15 protein-coding genes are annotated in these 16,190 nt (G+C 62.9%); 9 read left to right on the top strand and 6 right to left on the bottom strand.

Features of this window, described 5'->3' with window-relative positions:
* Nucleotide 1 precedes the first annotated feature (1 nt).
* From hpaD to hpaH, 3 genes are read left to right on the top strand one after another with little or no spacing between them, the layout of a single operon-like run.
* Nucleotides 2-865, top strand: coding sequence for a 3,4-dihydroxyphenylacetate 2,3-dioxygenase (gene hpaD, locus G3N95_RS09430; protein ID WP_205969726.1), 864 nt, complete (start codon nt 2-4; stop codon nt 863-865).
* Between the two features lie 20 nt (nt 866-885).
* Nucleotides 886-1,284 carry a 5-carboxymethyl-2-hydroxymuconate Delta-isomerase gene (locus tag G3N95_RS09425; protein WP_205969725.1) on the top strand — a complete coding sequence of 133 codons (399 nt, stop codon included), beginning with the start codon at nt 886-888 and terminating at the stop codon, nt 1,282-1,284.
* A gap of 18 nt (nt 1,285-1,302) precedes the next feature.
* Nucleotides 1,303-2,106: a 2-oxo-hept-4-ene-1,7-dioate hydratase gene (hpaH, locus tag G3N95_RS09420; protein ID WP_205969724.1), complete on the top strand. Its 804-nt coding sequence runs from the start codon at nt 1,303-1,305 to the stop codon at nt 2,104-2,106.
* A 37-nt stretch (nt 2,107-2,143) separates the two neighbouring features.
* Here hpaH and G3N95_RS09415 read toward each other — a convergent pair whose 3' ends face one another.
* The 3 genes from G3N95_RS09415 to G3N95_RS09405 form a co-directional block, all read right to left on the bottom strand.
* Nucleotides 2,144-3,133 carry a helix-turn-helix domain-containing GNAT family N-acetyltransferase gene (locus G3N95_RS09415; RefSeq protein ID WP_205969723.1) on the bottom strand — a complete coding sequence of 330 codons (990 nt, stop codon included), beginning with the start codon at nt 3,131-3,133 and terminating at the stop codon, nt 2,144-2,146.
* A 69-nt stretch (nt 3,134-3,202) separates the two neighbouring features.
* Nucleotides 3,203-3,754 carry a thioredoxin family protein gene (locus G3N95_RS09410; protein ID WP_205969722.1) on the bottom strand — a complete coding sequence of 184 codons (552 nt, stop codon included), beginning with the start codon at nt 3,752-3,754 and terminating at the stop codon, nt 3,203-3,205.
* A 52-nt stretch (nt 3,755-3,806) separates the two neighbouring features.
* Nucleotides 3,807-6,554, bottom strand: coding sequence for a glucosidase (locus tag G3N95_RS09405; RefSeq protein WP_205969721.1), 2,748 nt, complete (start codon nt 6,552-6,554; stop codon nt 3,807-3,809).
* Between the two features lie 199 nt (nt 6,555-6,753).
* Here G3N95_RS09405 and G3N95_RS09400 point away from each other — a divergent pair, with 199 nt between their 5' ends.
* Nucleotides 6,754-7,740, top strand: coding sequence for a pseudouridine-5'-phosphate glycosidase (locus G3N95_RS09400; protein ID WP_205969720.1), 987 nt, complete (start codon nt 6,754-6,756; stop codon nt 7,738-7,740).
* On the opposite strand, the gene G3N95_RS09395 is transcribed toward G3N95_RS09400, so the two are convergent.
* A complete protein-coding gene (locus G3N95_RS09395; protein WP_205969719.1) occupies nt 7,679-8,275 on the bottom strand; it encodes a molybdopterin-dependent oxidoreductase in 597 nt (198 codons plus the stop codon). The genes G3N95_RS09400 and G3N95_RS09395 overlap by 62 nt on opposite strands.
* Before the next feature lie 183 nt (nt 8,276-8,458).
* Here G3N95_RS09395 and G3N95_RS09390 point away from each other — a divergent pair, with 183 nt between their 5' ends.
* The 3 genes from G3N95_RS09390 to G3N95_RS09380 all read left to right on the top strand — a co-directional run bounded on the left by G3N95_RS09390 (nt 8,459) and on the right by G3N95_RS09380 (nt 11,247).
* Nucleotides 8,459-8,875 carry a cupin domain-containing protein gene (locus G3N95_RS09390; protein ID WP_205969718.1) on the top strand — a complete coding sequence of 139 codons (417 nt, stop codon included), beginning with the start codon at nt 8,459-8,461 and terminating at the stop codon, nt 8,873-8,875.
* Nucleotides 8,876-9,001: 126 nt separating this feature from the next.
* Nucleotides 9,002-10,243 (top strand): cystathionine gamma-synthase family protein, encoded by a 1,242-nt coding sequence (locus G3N95_RS09385; protein WP_205969717.1) that lies wholly within the window; start codon nt 9,002-9,004, stop codon nt 10,241-10,243.
* Nucleotides 10,244-10,395: 152 nt separating this feature from the next.
* Nucleotides 10,396-11,247, top strand: coding sequence for an alpha/beta hydrolase (locus tag G3N95_RS09380; protein ID WP_205969716.1), 852 nt, complete (start codon nt 10,396-10,398; stop codon nt 11,245-11,247).
* Nucleotides 11,248-11,263: 16 nt separating this feature from the next.
* Here the strand turns inward: G3N95_RS09380 and G3N95_RS09375 are convergent, their stop codons facing one another.
* Entirely contained in the window at nt 11,264-11,779 is a 516-nt protein-coding gene (locus G3N95_RS09375) for a GNAT family N-acetyltransferase (protein WP_205969715.1), read from the bottom strand.
* 282 nt (nt 11,780-12,061) lie between these two features.
* On the opposite strand from G3N95_RS09375, the gene G3N95_RS09370 reads away from it, so the two are divergent.
* Nucleotides 12,062-13,435 (top strand): MFS transporter, encoded by a 1,374-nt coding sequence (locus G3N95_RS09370; protein WP_205969714.1) that lies wholly within the window; start codon nt 12,062-12,064, stop codon nt 13,433-13,435.
* Nucleotides 13,436-13,501: 66 nt separating this feature from the next.
* Here the strand turns inward: G3N95_RS09370 and G3N95_RS09365 are convergent, their stop codons facing one another.
* Entirely contained in the window at nt 13,502-14,398 is an 897-nt protein-coding gene (locus tag G3N95_RS09365; RefSeq protein ID WP_205969713.1) for a GNAT family N-acetyltransferase, read from the bottom strand.
* Nucleotides 14,399-14,610: 212 nt separating this feature from the next.
* Between G3N95_RS09365 and G3N95_RS09360 the strand changes: the two genes are divergently transcribed.
* Nucleotides 14,611-16,089: an aldehyde dehydrogenase family protein gene (locus tag G3N95_RS09360; protein WP_205969712.1), complete on the top strand. Its 1,479-nt coding sequence runs from the start codon at nt 14,611-14,613 to the stop codon at nt 16,087-16,089.
* Nucleotides 16,090-16,190 lie beyond the last annotated feature (101 nt).

Here is a 16,190-nt window from a genome sequence, read left to right as displayed (position 1 = left end):
GATGGGTAAGCTCGCATTGGCCGCGAAAGTGACTCATGTGCCTTCGCTGTATCTGTCGGAGCTGGACGGGCCGCATAAGGGCTGCCGTCAGGCGGCGATCGACGGGCACTATGAAATAGGCCGCCGCTGCCGCGAACTGGGTGTCGATACGATCGTCGTGTTCGACGTGCACTGGCTCGTGAATAGCGAATACCACATCAATTGCGCACCGAAATTCGCAGGTATCTATACGAGCAACGAGTTGCCGCATTTCATCAACAACATGGCATATGCGTATCCGGGCAATGTGCAGTTGGGCAAGCTGATCGCCGAAGTCGCCAATGAAATGGGCGTGAAAAGCCGCGCGCATAGCGAGACCTCGCTCGACCTCGAATACGGCACGCTCGTGCCGATGCGCTACATGAATGCGGATCAGCACTTCAACGTCGTATCGATCGCGGGCTGGTGCATGTGGCACGACCTGCCGACGAGCGCGCGCTTTGGGCTCGCGGTGCGCAAGGCGATCGAGGAACGCTACGACGGCACGGTCGCGATTCTCGCCAGCGGCTCGCTCAGTCATCACTTCGCGAACAACGGCACGGCGGAGCAGTTCATGCACAAGGTCTGGGATCCGTTTCTCGAACAGACCGACCGGCACGTGGTGTCGCTGTGGGAGAACGGTGACTGGAAGACGTTTTGCGGCATGCTGCCGCTGTACAACGAAAAATGCTGGGGCGAGGGCGGCATGCACGACACGGCGATGCTGCTCGGCGCGCTCGGCTGGGATCGTTACGAAGGCAAGGTCGAAGTCGTCACGCCGTATTTCGGCAGTTCGGGAACGGGACAGATCAACGCGATTTTTCCCGTCACGCCGCTGCCGCTTTGATCGATCAAGGGAGAGTTGACGTGCCGCATCTCACGCTCGAATACAGCGCCAATCTGGCGAACGAAGACAGCATCGGCGCGCTTTGCCGGAAGCTCGCGCAATGCCTCGATGCGCAACGCGATGACGATCAGCGGGTCTATCCGCTGGGAGGCATACGCGTGCGCGCGTTGCGCTGCGAACAATACTGCATCGCTGACGGAAGACCCGATGCAGCCTTTCTGCATGCGAACCTGAAGATAGGCGCGGGCCGTTCGGACAGCGTAAAGAAGGCCACGGGCGATGCGCTGTTCGACGTCATCAAGCAGCACTTTACGGCAGCGTTCGAAAAGCAGGGGCTGGCGTTGTCGCTGGAAATCAACGAATTCAGCGAAGCGGGCACCTGGAAGCACAACAATCTGCACGCGCGCCTGAAGGGCTGAGCACGAGAGGAGAGCATCATGCTGGACGAGAAGACCATTCGCGAACTCGCCGCGAAACTGGATCACGCGGAGAAGACGCGCACGCAGCTGCGTCATTTTTCGGCGGCGTATCCCGAGATGACCATCGAAGACGGCTACGCGATCCAGCGCGAATGGGTGAAGCTGAAGCTCGCCGAAGGACATGTGATTAAAGGGCGCAAGATCGGCTTGACGTCGCGTGCGATGCAGCGTTCGTCGCAGATCGACGAACCGGACTACGCGCCGCTTCTCGACAGCATGTTTATCGAAAGCGGGCGGGACATACGCGCGGATCGCTTCATCGCGCCGCGAGTCGAAGTGGAGCTGGCGTTCATTCTCGCGAAGCCGCTCAAAGGGCCGGGCGTCACGCTCTTCGATGTGCTCGATGCAACCGCGTACGTGACCCCTGCCGTCGAAATCATCGATGCGCGCATCGAACAGTTCGACCGCGAAACGAAAGCGCCGCGCAAGGTCTTCGATACCATTTCCGATTTCGCGGCCAACGCGGGCATCGTGATGGGCGGCCGTCCCGTGCGTCCGATGGATGTCGATCTGCGCTGGGTCGGCGCGCTGCTGTACAGGAACGGCGCCGTCGAAGAGAGCGGTCTTGCCGCCGCTGTGTTGAATCATCCGGCGACGGGCGTCGCGTGGCTCGCGAACAAGATTGCGCCGTATGACGAAGCGCTGAATGCCAACGACGTGATACTCAGCGGCTCATTCACTGCGCCGATCCCCGCGCGGGCGGGCGACACGTTTCATGTCGACTACGGCCCGCTCGGCGGCATTGCGTTGAATTTCGTCTGACTTCGACGCGCCTATTTGACGAGCTTATTTGACGAACTTAAGGACGCGTCCGTTTCGACGCCGCTCGACGTCGAACGAAGCGCTGTTCGACGACCGCTTTCCCCCATTGCTTGCCTTCGGCTTCCTCGGCCAGCACGAAATCGAACGCCTCATACAGATGACGCGCGGCGTCCAGACCTTTGAACGTCCATAGGTACGTTTCGTCGAAACGTTCGTCGACAAAGGCCATCGCGCGCATCATCAACTGTCGGCCGATGCCCGTGCCGCGCAGCGTATCGTCGACGATGAACCAGCGCAGATGCGCGACACGTGTCTGCGCGTTTCCGTCGATAGCCAGCGACGCCAACGTTCTTCCGTTGTCATAGACCAGCCACAATTGCCTGTCGGGATCGGGCAGTGTCTCCGCGAACTCGGCGAGCCCCGTTGCGACCAGCTTCTCGAAGTACACGCCGAAGCCCGAATGTTGCGAGTAGTAGCGCGCATGAAGGCTCGCGACGTCGCCGATACAGCCAGGCCGATAACCTTCGACGATCTGCACGGCAGGCGCCGCGCTCTGCGTTTCCTTCGCGTCGTTGTCCTGCGCGAGCGCGCTCGCGTACAGCGACAGCGCGCGCACCAGCGACTGCTGATCGGAAGGGGCGAGCTTGCGCAGCGCGCTCGACACCTGATCGGTCGCGAACTTGTCGATCTTCTTGCGAAGCTGCTGACCCGCTCTGGTCAGATGAAGCGCCGAAGACCGCGCGTCATCGCTCGATGCAATGCGCTCGACGAGCCCAGCCATTTCGAGCTTCGTGATCTGCCGGCTCGCATTCGACTTGTCGAGCCGTAGAAGTTGCGCGAGGTCGCGAGCTTGCATGCCGGGCGTCGCGCCGATTTCAAGAATGGCGTGCACCGCCGAGGGCGCGAGATCGCTCTCCGCCAAGGTGGAGCGCATGAAACCCAATTCGCGCACGAGCTTGCGCGAGAACTCGCGCAGTTCGAGGATGGTCGCGTCACGCGACTGGATGGGTGTATCGACGATGTCCACTGCTGCTCCTGTAGTTGCGCTTCGCAACCACTATAGTTGCGAAGCGCAACTTATGCAAGAGGCCGATCGTCACTCCATCTTCCACTTGATCGAGCAGCCGAGCGCCGGATGTTGCGTATCGGGTCCCGTCCCGGTCTGCGCGATCTGCTGCATCGCCTCGAAGAGATCGCGGCGCGCGTCGGGTATCGCGTCTTTGCGCGATGCGTCCAGCCTGCCGCGGTATCGCAACGACAGGTCTGCGTCGAAACCATAGAACTCCGGCGTACACACGGCGTCGTAAGCGCGCGCGACCTGCTGCGACTCGTCATACAGATACGGGAACGGCAAGTGCAGTTCGGCGGCGAGCGCGATCATGCGCTCGAACGAATCTTCCGGATACGTGATGCCGTCGTTCGAACTGATACCTACCATGCCGATGCCGAGCTTCGCGAGATCCTGCGCTTCGCGCACGATGCGTGGCAATGCGGCCTGCACATACGGACAGTGATTGCACATGAAGACGACGACGAGACCCTTAGGGCCACGCACGTCGTCGAGTGTATAAGTGCGCCCGTCGGTAGCGGGCAAGTTGAAGCCCGGAGCTTTCGCACCGAGTTCGCCGGGAGGAGATTCTGTCGCCATCCATTGCTCCTTGATTGACAGTGTCGAAGAATCGAACCGCTGAAGAGAAACGCTAACGCGCCATTGCCGCAGCCACTGTTTCTTCCGCCATGTGCGCTGCATGGGGCATTGCATCGGGCGTCATGTGGGACAGTTTCATCAGGCGCGGTTGCAGCAGCAACGCGACCAGTCCCGTCCAGCCCGTTTGATGCGACGCGCCGACGCCGCGCCCGTTGTCGCCGTGAAAGTACTCGTGGAAGAGAATCAGATCCTGTGAGCGCGGGTCGGCTTGCAGCATCGGATAGGCTGCCATCACGGGCCGCACGCCGTGCTCGTCTTTCAGAAACAGCGTCGTGACGCGCCGCGCGAGATCGTCGGCGACTTCGCTCAGTGAGGCGCAGTGGCCCGATCCCGTCGGATGTTCGATGCGGAATTCGTCGCCGTAGTAGCGATGAAATTCGTAAAGCGATTCGATCAGCAGATAGTTGACGGGTATCCACACCGGTCCGCGCCAGTTCGAATTGCCGCCGAACACGCGCGATTCCGATTCGGCCGGTTGATACTGGATGCAGACGCTCACGCCTTCGTGATCGAACAGATACGGTTCGTCGAGATGCACGCGCGACAGTGCGCGCACGCCATAGTCCGAAAGAAACTCGCTTTCAGCGAGCGCGCGTTTGAGCAGCGATTTCATCCGGTGTCCGCGCAAGAGCGAGAGCAGCGTGGTGTTGCCTTTGCCGGGTTCCGTCCAGCGCGACACGAGCCGCGCGAGATTGGGCCGGTGATCGAGAAACCACACGAGCCGTTCGCGCAATCCGGGCAGATGACCGTGAACCTGTTCGTCGAGCACGTGTACGGCAAACAGCGGGATCAATCCGACGATCGAACGTATCCGCATCGGCACACGCGTTCCATCGGGGAGATGCAGCACGTCATAGAAGAATTCGTCGCGTCCATCCCATAGCCCCGTATTGCAGGCCTCGCCGCCGCAACTGACGGCTTCGGCGATATACAGAAAGTGCTCGAAGAACTTCACTGCGATTTCGACGTAAGCGGCATTCGTCATCGCGAGTTCGAGTCCGATCTGCATCAGGTCGAGCGCGTATGACGCCATCCATGCGGTGCCGTCTGCCTGATCGATGCGGCCACCTGTCGGCAGCGGAGACGAGCGATCGAAGATGCCGATGTTGTCGAGCCCGAGGAAACCGCCCTGGAAGATGTTGCGGTCGTCGGCGTCCTTGCGGTTGACCCACCACGAAAAATTGAGCAGCAGCTTATGAAACATCACTTCGAGAAACTCGTGGTCGCCGACGCCCGTCACTTCGCGATCGAGTTCATACACGCGCCACGTCGCCCACGCATGCACGGGCGGGTTCGCGTCGCCGAACGCCCACTCGTACGCGGGTAGTTGCCCGTTAGGATGCATGTAGCGTTCCTTCACGAGCAGCTGCAACTGCTTCTTCGCGAAGTCGGGATCGATCATCGCGAAGGCGACGGCATGGAACGCGAGATCCCACGACGCATACCACGGGTACTCCCACTTGTCGGGCATCGACACGATATCGCCGTTGCACATGTGCCGCCAGTCCGCGTTGCGGCCGCGCCTGCGGTCTTTGGGCGGCACGGGCTGGCCCGGATCGCCGTCGTGCCAGCGCGTCACGTCGAACTGGTAATACTGCTTGCTCCACAGCATGCCGGCGAGCGCCTGGCGCTGCACGAGACGCGCGTCGGGATCGGCGATATCGTGCTGAAGCGCGGCATAGAATTCGTCGGCCTCCGCCTGACGTCGTGCGAAGAGGGCAGGCATATCGAGCGGCGCGGCATCGACAGAGCATTCGGGGCGCCAGCGCAGATACAGCACTGCCTGTTCATGCGCGCCGAGATCGAGCACTGCATGCGCTGCGGCCCGTGTGCCCTTGTCGCGCCGGATCGCGCGCTCGTCGCCATTCACGAGGTAGTCGTTGAAGCCATCCTTGAACGGTCCTTCGCCTTCGATGCCCCAAATGCGTCGCGGGTTGGTTTCGTTTTCGCAGAAGAGCCATTCGATCGGCTGTTGCGCCGACGCCGTCACGATCATCGTGTCGAGCGACGGGTTGCGCGCGACGACACGCGCACCTTCGGCGGCATCGTGTTCGAGCGTCAAAGAAGGTTTGCCGGGCTTGCCCGACCATGCCCAGCGATTGCGCGCCCAGAACTGCGGCAATACATGCAGCGTCGCGCGCCGCGTGGAGCGGTTCTCTACCGTGACGCGCATCACGACGTCGTCGGGCGTGTGCTTCGCGTATTCGATCCACACGTCGAAGTAGCGGTTGTCGTCGAATACGCCCGTATCGAGCACTTCGTATTCGGGCTGCTCCGGGCCGCGCCTTGCGTTTTCGTCGATCAGATCCTGGTACGGATACGCCTCGTGCGGATACTTGTAAAGCATCTTCATGTACGAATGCGTCGGCGTGCCGTCGATATAGAAGTAAAGCTCCTTCACGTCCTCGCCATGATTGCCCTGCGCGTTCGTCAAACCGAAGAGCCGTTCCTTGATGATGGGATCGCGTCCGTTCCAGAGCGCGAGCGACACGCACCAGTCGAGCGGATCGTTGCCGAATCCGGCGATGCCGTCCTCGCCCCAGCGATACATCCGGCTGCGCGCATGATCGTGCGGAAAGTAGTCCCACGCGGTGCCGTATTCGCTGTAATCCTCGCGCACGGTGCCCCATTGCCGGTCGCTCAGATACGGCCCCCAGCGGCGCCAGTGCGCGAGGTCCGGACCATGCAGGCGCGAGCCTTCCTTCGACTGGAGCAGATTGATTGCGCTTGACGGCTGCATGGCACCTCCCGGCCGAGATCGATCGTCCGATACGTTCTACGCGTGAACGCCTGTGCTTTTCCGCCGCGAACGCGTTGCGTGCGGTGGAATCATGATGATAGGCGCCAACGCGTCACGTGGCGATTCAGGGGGCGAATCTATCGAACGGGCGGCATCGATCCTGCATACTTCGGCGAATCACTCGCGGACGGATACCGACATGGATGCAAACCTCGCACGCGCCTGGCTGACCTTCAGCGACTCCGTGGCCGCCGCTCAGGCGGCCGGCCGACCCATCGTGGCACTGGAGTCGACGATCATCGCGCACGGCATGCCGTATCCGGAGAACGTGCGTACCGCGCGCGAAGTGGAGGCGGTGATCCGCGAGCTGGGTGCGGAGCCCGCGACGATCGCCGTGATCGGCGGGCAAATCCGCATCGGACTCTCGGACGACGAACTCGAACTGATCGGCCGCTCGCCCGACGTGCACAAGGTCAGCCGCCGCGATCTGCCCGCCGTGCTGACGGGCGGCGGACTCGGCGCAACGACGGTCGCGGGCACGATGATTTGCGCGGCGCTGGCGGGGATCGAGGTGTTCGTGACGGGCGGAATCGGCGGCGTGCATCGTGGCGCGCCGGAGACCTTCGATATTTCCGCCGATCTGCAGGAGCTGGCGAAGACGTCGGTGGCGGTGGTGTGCGCGGGCGCGAAATCGATTCTCGACATTGGGCTGACGCTGGAATACCTGGAGACGCAAGGCGTGCCCGTGCTCAGTTGCGAGCAGGACAATTTCGCTGCGTTCTATACGCGCGACAGCGGCTTTCGCGCGGACTATCGGCTCGACGATCCGGCGGAGCAGGCGCGCTTCATCCGTGCCAAATGGGATCTCGGCCTGGCCGGTGGTGTGCTGTTGAGCACGCCCGTGCCAGCCGCAGCCGCGATGCCCTCCGATGAGATCGACAGCCTGACCGGGCAGGCGCTCGACGACGCGGTGGCGCAAGGCATCAGCGGCAAGGCAGTGACGCCGTTTCTGCTGGCGCGCATCAAGGCGTTGACGGGTGGACGCAGCCTCGCCACCAACATCGCGCTGATCAAGCACAACGCCGAAGTCGGCGCGAAACTCGCGGTGGCGCTGGCGGCTGCTTCTACGCCTCGCTCACCTGAATCTGATAAAGCCCCCACGGACACAACACGAAGCGGTCCTTGAGCGGCTTGGCAGCGAGTTCGGGAATGTTATCGGCATCGTAGATCGCCCATAACGGACCGAGCCCGCCTAGCGGCATCGGCTTGCCGTCCATCTGCGTCGCGACGATGAAATGCCACGCGCGGATGTTGTCGAGTGTCGTGAGCACTGTGTAGCCGTCGACCGCGCGTAACGAAACTTTGGTGTCGCCGGCGCTGGGCACGCCGGCCTTCTCAAGCACGTTCGCGAGCAGTGGGCCGCTCAGCGTATGTTGCTTCGCGTCGTATTCGATGGTCGGTCTGATCGTCACCGTGGGCAGGCTCGCGATCGACTGATAGTCGAACGTGCAGGCCGACGTGAATTTGACGAGCTGCTTCGCCATCAGAGGATCGAAGGCGGGATCGAGCGGCCCGCGGTTCGTGTGCTTGACCGCACCCGATACGGTGAGGATCGCGGGAGCCGCCGCGCATGCAGCGGGTTTTGCATTCTTGGCGCCGAATGCGGGCGTGACGCTGGCGCCGAGTACAGCGGCGCTGCTCAGGAACTGGCGTTTGTTCATGTTCAATGGCTCCGCTGATGTCGGCGATGTATTCGACCCTTATACACCGCCGAGCCGTATTCCGTGATGTCCGTCGCCTGTTTCAGTGGATGCTTCAGGAGCAAGCCTTTCTATCGATTCGGCGCACGAGCGCGGCGTAGAATCGTTCTGCATTCAGCCGTCCACCGAACGGGAGGGTCGCATATGGAAGACGATTCACAACGCGAGCGCGCGCAAGTCGTGGTCGTGCATCCCGACCGGGAGATCGCCACGACGCAGCGCCTGCCGTACTTCGTCGGCATTTCGGGCACGACGGCGGGCGCGCAGGCGCTGTCGATGCATCTCGTCGTCGTTCCACCGGGCGGACATGCCGAGCCTCATATCCATGCCGGCTACGAAACGGGCATCTATGTGCTGGAAGGGTGCGTCGAAACGCGGTACGGGCCGGGATTGCGTGAGTCGGTCGTCACGGAAGCCGGCGACTTTCTGTTCATTCCACCCGGCGTGCCGCATCAGCCTTTCAATCTCAGTACGACGACGGCGGCGCGCGCGATCGTGGCGCGCAATCATCCCGACGAGCGCGAGCAGGTGCTGCCGTACGATCCGGCTCAGGACGAATGAAATCCAGGTCTTGCCGCGCACGATCGGGCCGGTCGGCAGTGCATCGATCCGGCACGGAATATCCTGGCGTCATCGGTTTGCAGCGATAATGTGCCGCAATAATCGACTTGGAAAGCGGAGAAGGGGATGGACAAGCAAGGACTCACCACAGCCATCGTTCATGGCGACAGAGTCACGGGCAGCGAGCACGGCGGCGTGCATCAGCCCATTCACACGTCCGTGCAATACGGCTTCGAACGCGTCGAGGATCTGATCGGCGTATTCCAGGGCACCAGGAAGGGCGGCTTCAATTACGCGCGGCAGGGCACCCCCACGACCGCCGCGCTCGAACGCAAGATCACGGGCCTCGAAGACGGTATCGGCACGATCTGCTTCAGCACGGGCATGGCCGCTATCACGGCGACGTTCCTTACGCTCCTGCGTGCCGGCGATCACCTCATATCGAGCCGTTACGTATTCGGCAACACCAATAGCCTCCTGGGCACATTGCGAACGCTCGGCGTGGAAGTCACGACCGTCGATGCCTGCGATGTCGAAAACGTGAAGAACGCGATCCGGCCGAATACGCGCATGGTGTTCGTCGAAACCATCGCAAATCCGGGCACGCAAATTCCGGACTTGCAGGGTATCGGTGACGTGTGCCGCGAGCGCGGCGTCGTCTATGTCGTCGACAACACGATCACGTCTCCCGCATTGTTCAAACCGAAGGCTGTCGGCGCGACGCTCGTCATCAATTCGCTGACGAAGACGATTGCGGGTCACGGCGCTGCGCTTGGCGGAGCGGTCACCGACACGGGCCTGTTCGACTGGAGCGCGTATCCGAACATCGCGGACGACTATCGGCGTTCGGCAGCGAAGGAGCAGGGTCTGTTGCAGATCCGCAAGAAGGGCCTGCGCGACATGGGGGCGTCGTTGTCTTCCGAGCAGGCACACTCGATTGCGCTGGGTGCGGAGACGCTCGCGTTGCGCGTGAAGCAAAGCAGCGACAACGCGCTCGCCCTCGCGCATTTCCTGGAAGGACACAAAGCGGTCGGCAAGGTTTTCTATCCCGGTCTGAAGAGCCATCCGCAATACGACATTGCGCAGGCGCTGTTCAAGGGGGCGTCCTGGCTCTTGTCGTTCGAGTTGCGCGACGCAGAGCGCATGGTGGAAGTCGTCAACGCGCTCAAGCTGCCTATCAAGGCGACGGGTCTCGCCGACACGCGCACACTCATCATTCCCGTCGCGCCGACGATCTTTTTCGAGGCCGGTCCGGAAACCCGCAAGGCGATGGGCATTTCTGACGGCATGTTGCGGCTGTCGGCGGGCATCGAAGATATCGACGATCTGATCGCCGATTTCTCTCAGGCGCTGCAGTTGGCAGGTTAGCCTGCGCTCCAGGGGAGGCGGCGCGTGACCGCGTCTCGCCTCCGACATGCCATCAGAAAACCTGAACGGTTCGATCCGAATTACGCGTTTTTCTTACGCCAGAGAATCCTGCATAGTAGTCACACCACGATACCTGCGAGGCTGTGACTGCGATGAACATGCGAACCGATCACTCGTTGCTGGCCGATCCCCAGCTGAGTTTCGCGACTGTCGCATCGGGCATTTGCATTCCTTATGTCGAGCGAGGCGCCGGCGAGCCGGTCGTGTTCGTGCACGGCTCGCTGTGCGATTTCCGCTACTGGGACGCGCAGATCGCGCCGCTTTCCGCACACTTCCGCTGTATCGCACCGAGTCTCAGCCACTATTGGCCTGCCGCCGAAGCGTGCATCCAGAACGATTTCGGCTGGCAGGTTCACGTCGCCGAACTGGCGGAGTTCATCGACGCCATGGATCTCGCGCCCGTGCATCTGGTCGGGCATTCGCGCGGCGGATGCGTTGCGTTTCAGCTCGCGCGCGAATATCCGCGCCTCGTCAAAAGCCTGACGCTCGCCGATCCGGGCGGCCCCCTGCAACTCGACGGCATGCGCGAAGCGTCGTTGCCTTCGCCGATGAACGCGCTGCGCGCCAAAGTGGCGGTCATGATCGAGGAGGGTGTCGTCGAGCCCGGGCTGGAACTGTTCGTCGATTCCGTCAGCGCGCCCGGCGCATGGCGAAAGAGCACGGACGCCTTCCGCATGATGGCGATCGACAACGCGAGCACGCTGCCCAAGCAGTTTCTCGATCCGTTGCCGGCCTATTCGCGCGAAACGGCAGCCGACGTGACCTGCCGGACGCTGCTGATCGACGGACAGAAGAGCCCGCGCATGTTCCGCAACAACGTCGATAGTCTGGAAGGCTGGATCTATCGCGCGGAGCGGGGCACGATAACGGGCGCGTCGCACGGCATGAACGTCGCGAATCCCGCCGCGTTCAACCGCATGCTGCAGTCGTTCATCGACAACTGACGGCACGCAAAGCCGCTCAACCGAGCCGCAACACCATCTCGACTTCGCGATCGTCATCGTCGTCGATCTCGTCGGTGCACGGCTCGTCTTCCACTGCCTCGAAGCCCGCCGACCGGTAGAGCGCGATCGCGCCGGCATTGTCGACGCCCGTATTGAGCGCGATCTGCGCAAGGCCCATCGCGCGCGCCTGATCGACGGCGGCCGCGATCAGACTTCGCGCGATGCCGCTCCGCCGATGTTCCTGCACCACGAACAGTCCCCACAGAAACCCCTTCTGCTGGACAGGGCGCAACGGATAACGCCGCAGCCCCGCCACGGCGACCAGCTGATCACCCGCAAACGCGCCGAACACCACCTGATTCGCCGTCGAACAGATGCGCGCCTCGATTTCATCGATCGACCGTTTTGCTTCCTCATCGCGCGTCGACAGGAACGACTCGGGCGCCTCGTCGATCGCGCTCAGCCGCAGCGACGCATAGGCAGGCGCATCGCAAGCGGATAACAGGCGGATGGTCGGGCGGGCGGTTTCCATCGCGCGATTTTAAGACACGAGCATGTACAAGCTGTGCCGTTTCAAAAAGCGCAGCGAGATACGTCGTCGTACAACTATGAGAAGCGTTATCACATCCCGTCAATATGCTAAACAGGACGTCAAAGCTCCGTCAGTTGTAGCTCTCTAGGGTAAACGCCGGATTGCAAATATTAGTACAGGGCTTGATGATGTCATCAGACAACCTATGAGGCGGAGTGCGCTCGGCACCGCCGGTTGCGCAATCTTGCCGGCAAGACGCTGGTTCTAAGGGGGAGACATTTCATGGCCAACGTTGTGCAAGGCGTGACCGCCGAGCGGAGAACGCGCATCCGTTACGGGATCGTCGCGATGCTGTTCCTGGTCACGGCCATCAACTACGCGGATCGCGCGACGCTGTCGATGGCAGGCACCTCGATGTCCAAAGACCTCGGTCTGGATGCCGTCGCGATGGGCTTCATCTTTTCCGCGTTCGGCTGGTCGTATGTGATCGGGCAGTTGCCGGGCGGCTGGCTGCTCGACCGCTTCGGCTCGAAACGCGTCTACGCCGCCAGCATTTTCATCTGGTCGCTGTTCACGATATTGCAGGGCACCGTCAGTTTCCTGAGCGTCTCGGTTGCCGTCACGACGCTGTTCGTGCTGCGCTTCATGGTGGGCTTCGCCGAGGCGCCGTCGTTCCCCGCCAACGGCCGCATCGTCGCCTCGTGGTTTCCCGCCGCCGAGCGCGGCACGGCATCGGCCATCTTCAACTCGGCGCAGTACTTCGCGACGGTGCTGTTCGCGCCGATCATGGGCTGGGTCACGCACCGTTTCGGCTGGCCGTACGTGTTCTACTTCATGGGCGCCGTGGGCATCGTTGTGAGCTTCGTCTGGATGAAGACGGTGCACAGCCCGAAGGATCACCCGCGTATCAGCAGCGCCGAACTCGCCCACATCAAGGAAGGCGGCGCGCTCATCGACATGGACGGGCCTAAAAAGGCCGCCGTCGCAGATGACGCCGCTGCGCAGGCAATCACGACGCAAAGCGCGAACGAAGCGCCGAAACTGTCGTACGTCAAGCAGTTGCTGAGCAACCGGATGCTGCTCGGCGTCTATATCGGCCAGTACTGCATCACGACGCTCACGTATTTCTTCCTGACGTGGTTCCCCGTGTATCTCGTCAAGGAACGCGGCATGTCCATTCTCAATGCGGGCTTCGTGGCCGCATTGCCGGCCGTGTGCGGGTTCGTGGGCGGCGTGCTCGGCGGCATCTTCTCCGACTTCCTGATCCGCAAGGGATGTTCGCTGACCGTTGCGCGCAAGGTGCCCATCGTCGTCGGCATGCTGCTTTCGACCAGCATGATCGCGTGCAACTACGTGGATTCGTCGGCCGTCGTCGTCGCGATCATGGCGTTCGCGTTCTTCGGCAAGGGCCTGGGCGCACTCGGCTGGGCGGTGGTCGCGGATACGTCGCCGAAGCAGATCGCGGGTCTGAGCGGCGGCATGTTCAACACGTTCGGCAACATCGCGGCCATCACGACGCCGATCATCATCGGCTATATCGTGAAGGCGACGGGCTCGTTCAGCGGCGCGCTCGTGTTCGTTGCATGCAACGCGGTGGTCGCGATCATCAGCTACCTGGTGATCGTCGGCGAGATCAAGCGCGTCGAACTGAAGTAAGTCTGCAGCCCGCCATGCCCGCGCCGCTTTCGGGCGTCGCGGGCATTGTTGCGTTTGTGCCCGCCGTTACCACACCGCCTGACTCGTAATCGCAAACTGCTTCAACTGCGGATCGGCGGGCAGCGGTCCATTGCGCATCATCTTCTCGATGCTGTCCACATGCGGCAGCCCGAGCCCTTCGAGCCACGACGAAAGACCGAACTCGGCGGGCGTATCGATCCGCACGAACATGCCCGCGTTCAGCGCGAGCCAGTGACTGATGAGCGCTTTCGCGCGGCTTGCATCGGGCGAATCCGGCGCGATGACGGGGCCGATCACGTGTCCATCGCCGAAGCGCCTGAAGAGGGCAAAGCCGATCAGTTCGCCGTCGCGGTCGAGTGCGATGCCGCTCGCGATATCGAGCAGTGCCGGTAGCAGATCGCTGCGGTCCAGTCCGCTCGCGCGCGACGCCAGTTCGACGAGGCGCGGCACATCGTTGACGCCGAGCGGACGCAGCCGTTCGCCGGGCGGCAACGACACGAGCGGCGGCTGAAACGCCGCGCCCTGATGCTGATGGATCGTGCCGATGCTTCGAAAGCCGAGCTTCCCGCAGAGCGATTCGCCGGCGGGGCTCGCGTGGATCAGCAGCGTGCGCGGGCCGAGTTCGTCGATCAGCAGTTCGAGCAGCTTGCGGCCCACGCCATGCCGCTGACGCTCGGGCGCGACGATCATCATGCCGAGCGTCGCGGCTTCGCGCCCGAAGCGCCATGCGAGCGCGGTACCGATCACGCCGCTGTCGTCCTGCGCGACGAAGCCTTGCCCGATGCGTGCCGCAAAGCGCCAGTCATCGGGACGATGCCGCCATCTGACGGCGCTCGAAAGCGCATGCCCTGCCGCGATGTCATCGGAGGTGAAAGGGCGGTACTCGATCATGCCGTTCTTGTTTGGGTCGGACACGCCGGCCTCCTCGTTCTGAAGACACATACCGTGACTCTCTCACCGTATCGCACGTGTGACTAGGACGATCCTTCTATCACGCGATGGGCTCGCGGCCCGCGGCATGATGCGCTGCAAAACGCGGAGTTCCGGCGACGATAACGCGTCGATTGTGCTGTGCGAGCTTTTTTGTCGGTGAAATATGCGGTGGCCGCGAGCCTACGATTTCCAGCATCGAAGGCAATCGAGGACTCACGCAAATGGACCGATTCGATCCCGCGACGATCAACGTGCGCAGCGGACATTTCATCGGCGGCGAATACGTCGATGTGCATGGGCCGCGCATCGACGTGGCGCGCCCGTCGGATGGCGCCGTGTACGCGTCGGTGCCCGTCGCCGATGCCGAACTGATCGAGCGCGCGGTGCAAAACGCATGGACGGCTTTCCGCACCAGCAGCTGGGCGCGCATCGCGCCACGCGAGCGGGCGCGAGTGCTGCGGCGCTTCGCCGACCTCGTCGCCGCCGATGCCGCAACGCTCGCGCCGCTCGAAGCACTCGGCTCGACGCGGCCCGTTCGCGACGCTTTCAACTGGGACGTGCCGTTCACGGCGGAAGGCATCCGCTTCTATGCGGAGTTCGCCGACAAGATCGGCGGCGACGTCGCCGCGACCGATCACGATCATCTCGGCATGACGATCGCCGAGCCGTACGGCGTGATCGGCGCGATAGCGCCATGGAATTTCCCGCTCGTGATGGCGTCGTGGAAGGTTGCGCCCGCGCTCGCGGCGGGCAATGCCGTCGTGCTGAAGCCGTCGGAGATGACGCCGTTTTCCGTGTTGCGGCTGGCCGAACTCGCCGTCGAAGCGGGCGTGCCGCCCGGTATCTTCAACGTCGTGCAAGGCGATGGCCGCACCACCGGCGATGCGCTCGTGCGCCATCCGCGCATCGCGAAGGTGACGTTCACCGGCTCGACGCGCACGGGCGCGGCGATCATGGCGGCATGCGCCGAAACGGGCACCAAGCCCGTCACGCTCGAACTGGGCGGCAAGAGTCCGCAGATCGTTTTCGCCGATGCGCCGCGCCTCGACGATGTCGCGCGCCGCATCGCCGGCGCGATTACGGGCAATGCGGGGCAGGTGTGCGTCGCGGGCTCGCGGCTGCTGGTCGAACGGTCGATCGCAGACGAACTCGCCGACCGCATCCAGCGCCTCTTCAGCGAGCCCAGGGCGGGCGCGACGTGGTCGCCCGACACCACACTGCCGCCGATCATCTCGGAGCCGCAGGCGGCGCGTATCGAAGCCATCGTCGGGCGCAGCGTCGCGAGCGGTGCGACCTTGCGCTGCGGCGGCCATCGCGCAGATGCGGCCACGCCGGGCGCCTTCTACATGCCGACGCTACTCACGGACGTCACGCCGCAGACGGATGCCGTACGCGAAGAAATCTTCGGACCCGTGCTGACCTTGCAGACCTTCGACACGGAAGACGCAGCACTCGCGCTCGCCGCGCATCCCGACTACGGCCTTGCAGCAGGCGTGCATACGGCCGATCTGGGCCGCGCGCTGCGCATGGTACGCGGCATCGAGGCGGGCACCGTGTGGGTGAACCGCTACGGACGCACGAGCGACTTCATGATCCCGACGGGCGGCTTCAAACGCTCGGGCATCGGCAAGGATCTCGGCCGGCAGGCTTACGAAGCAAATTTGCGCTTCAAGAGCGTGCTGATCGACGCACGCGTCTGATGAATTCCGCTGACGCGATAGCGATGAAAACGGCGCCGCATAGTCTGCTGCCGATGCCCCTCAAAACGCGTGGTTTGTATCGCGCGAGCCACTCGAATCAG

Origin of the sequence: Paraburkholderia sp. Tr-20389 (genome assembly GCF_017104565.1) — a bacterium.
GTDB lineage: Bacteria > Pseudomonadota > Gammaproteobacteria > Burkholderiales > Burkholderiaceae > Paraburkholderia.
This window is presented reverse-complemented; position numbering and strand designations above follow the sequence as displayed.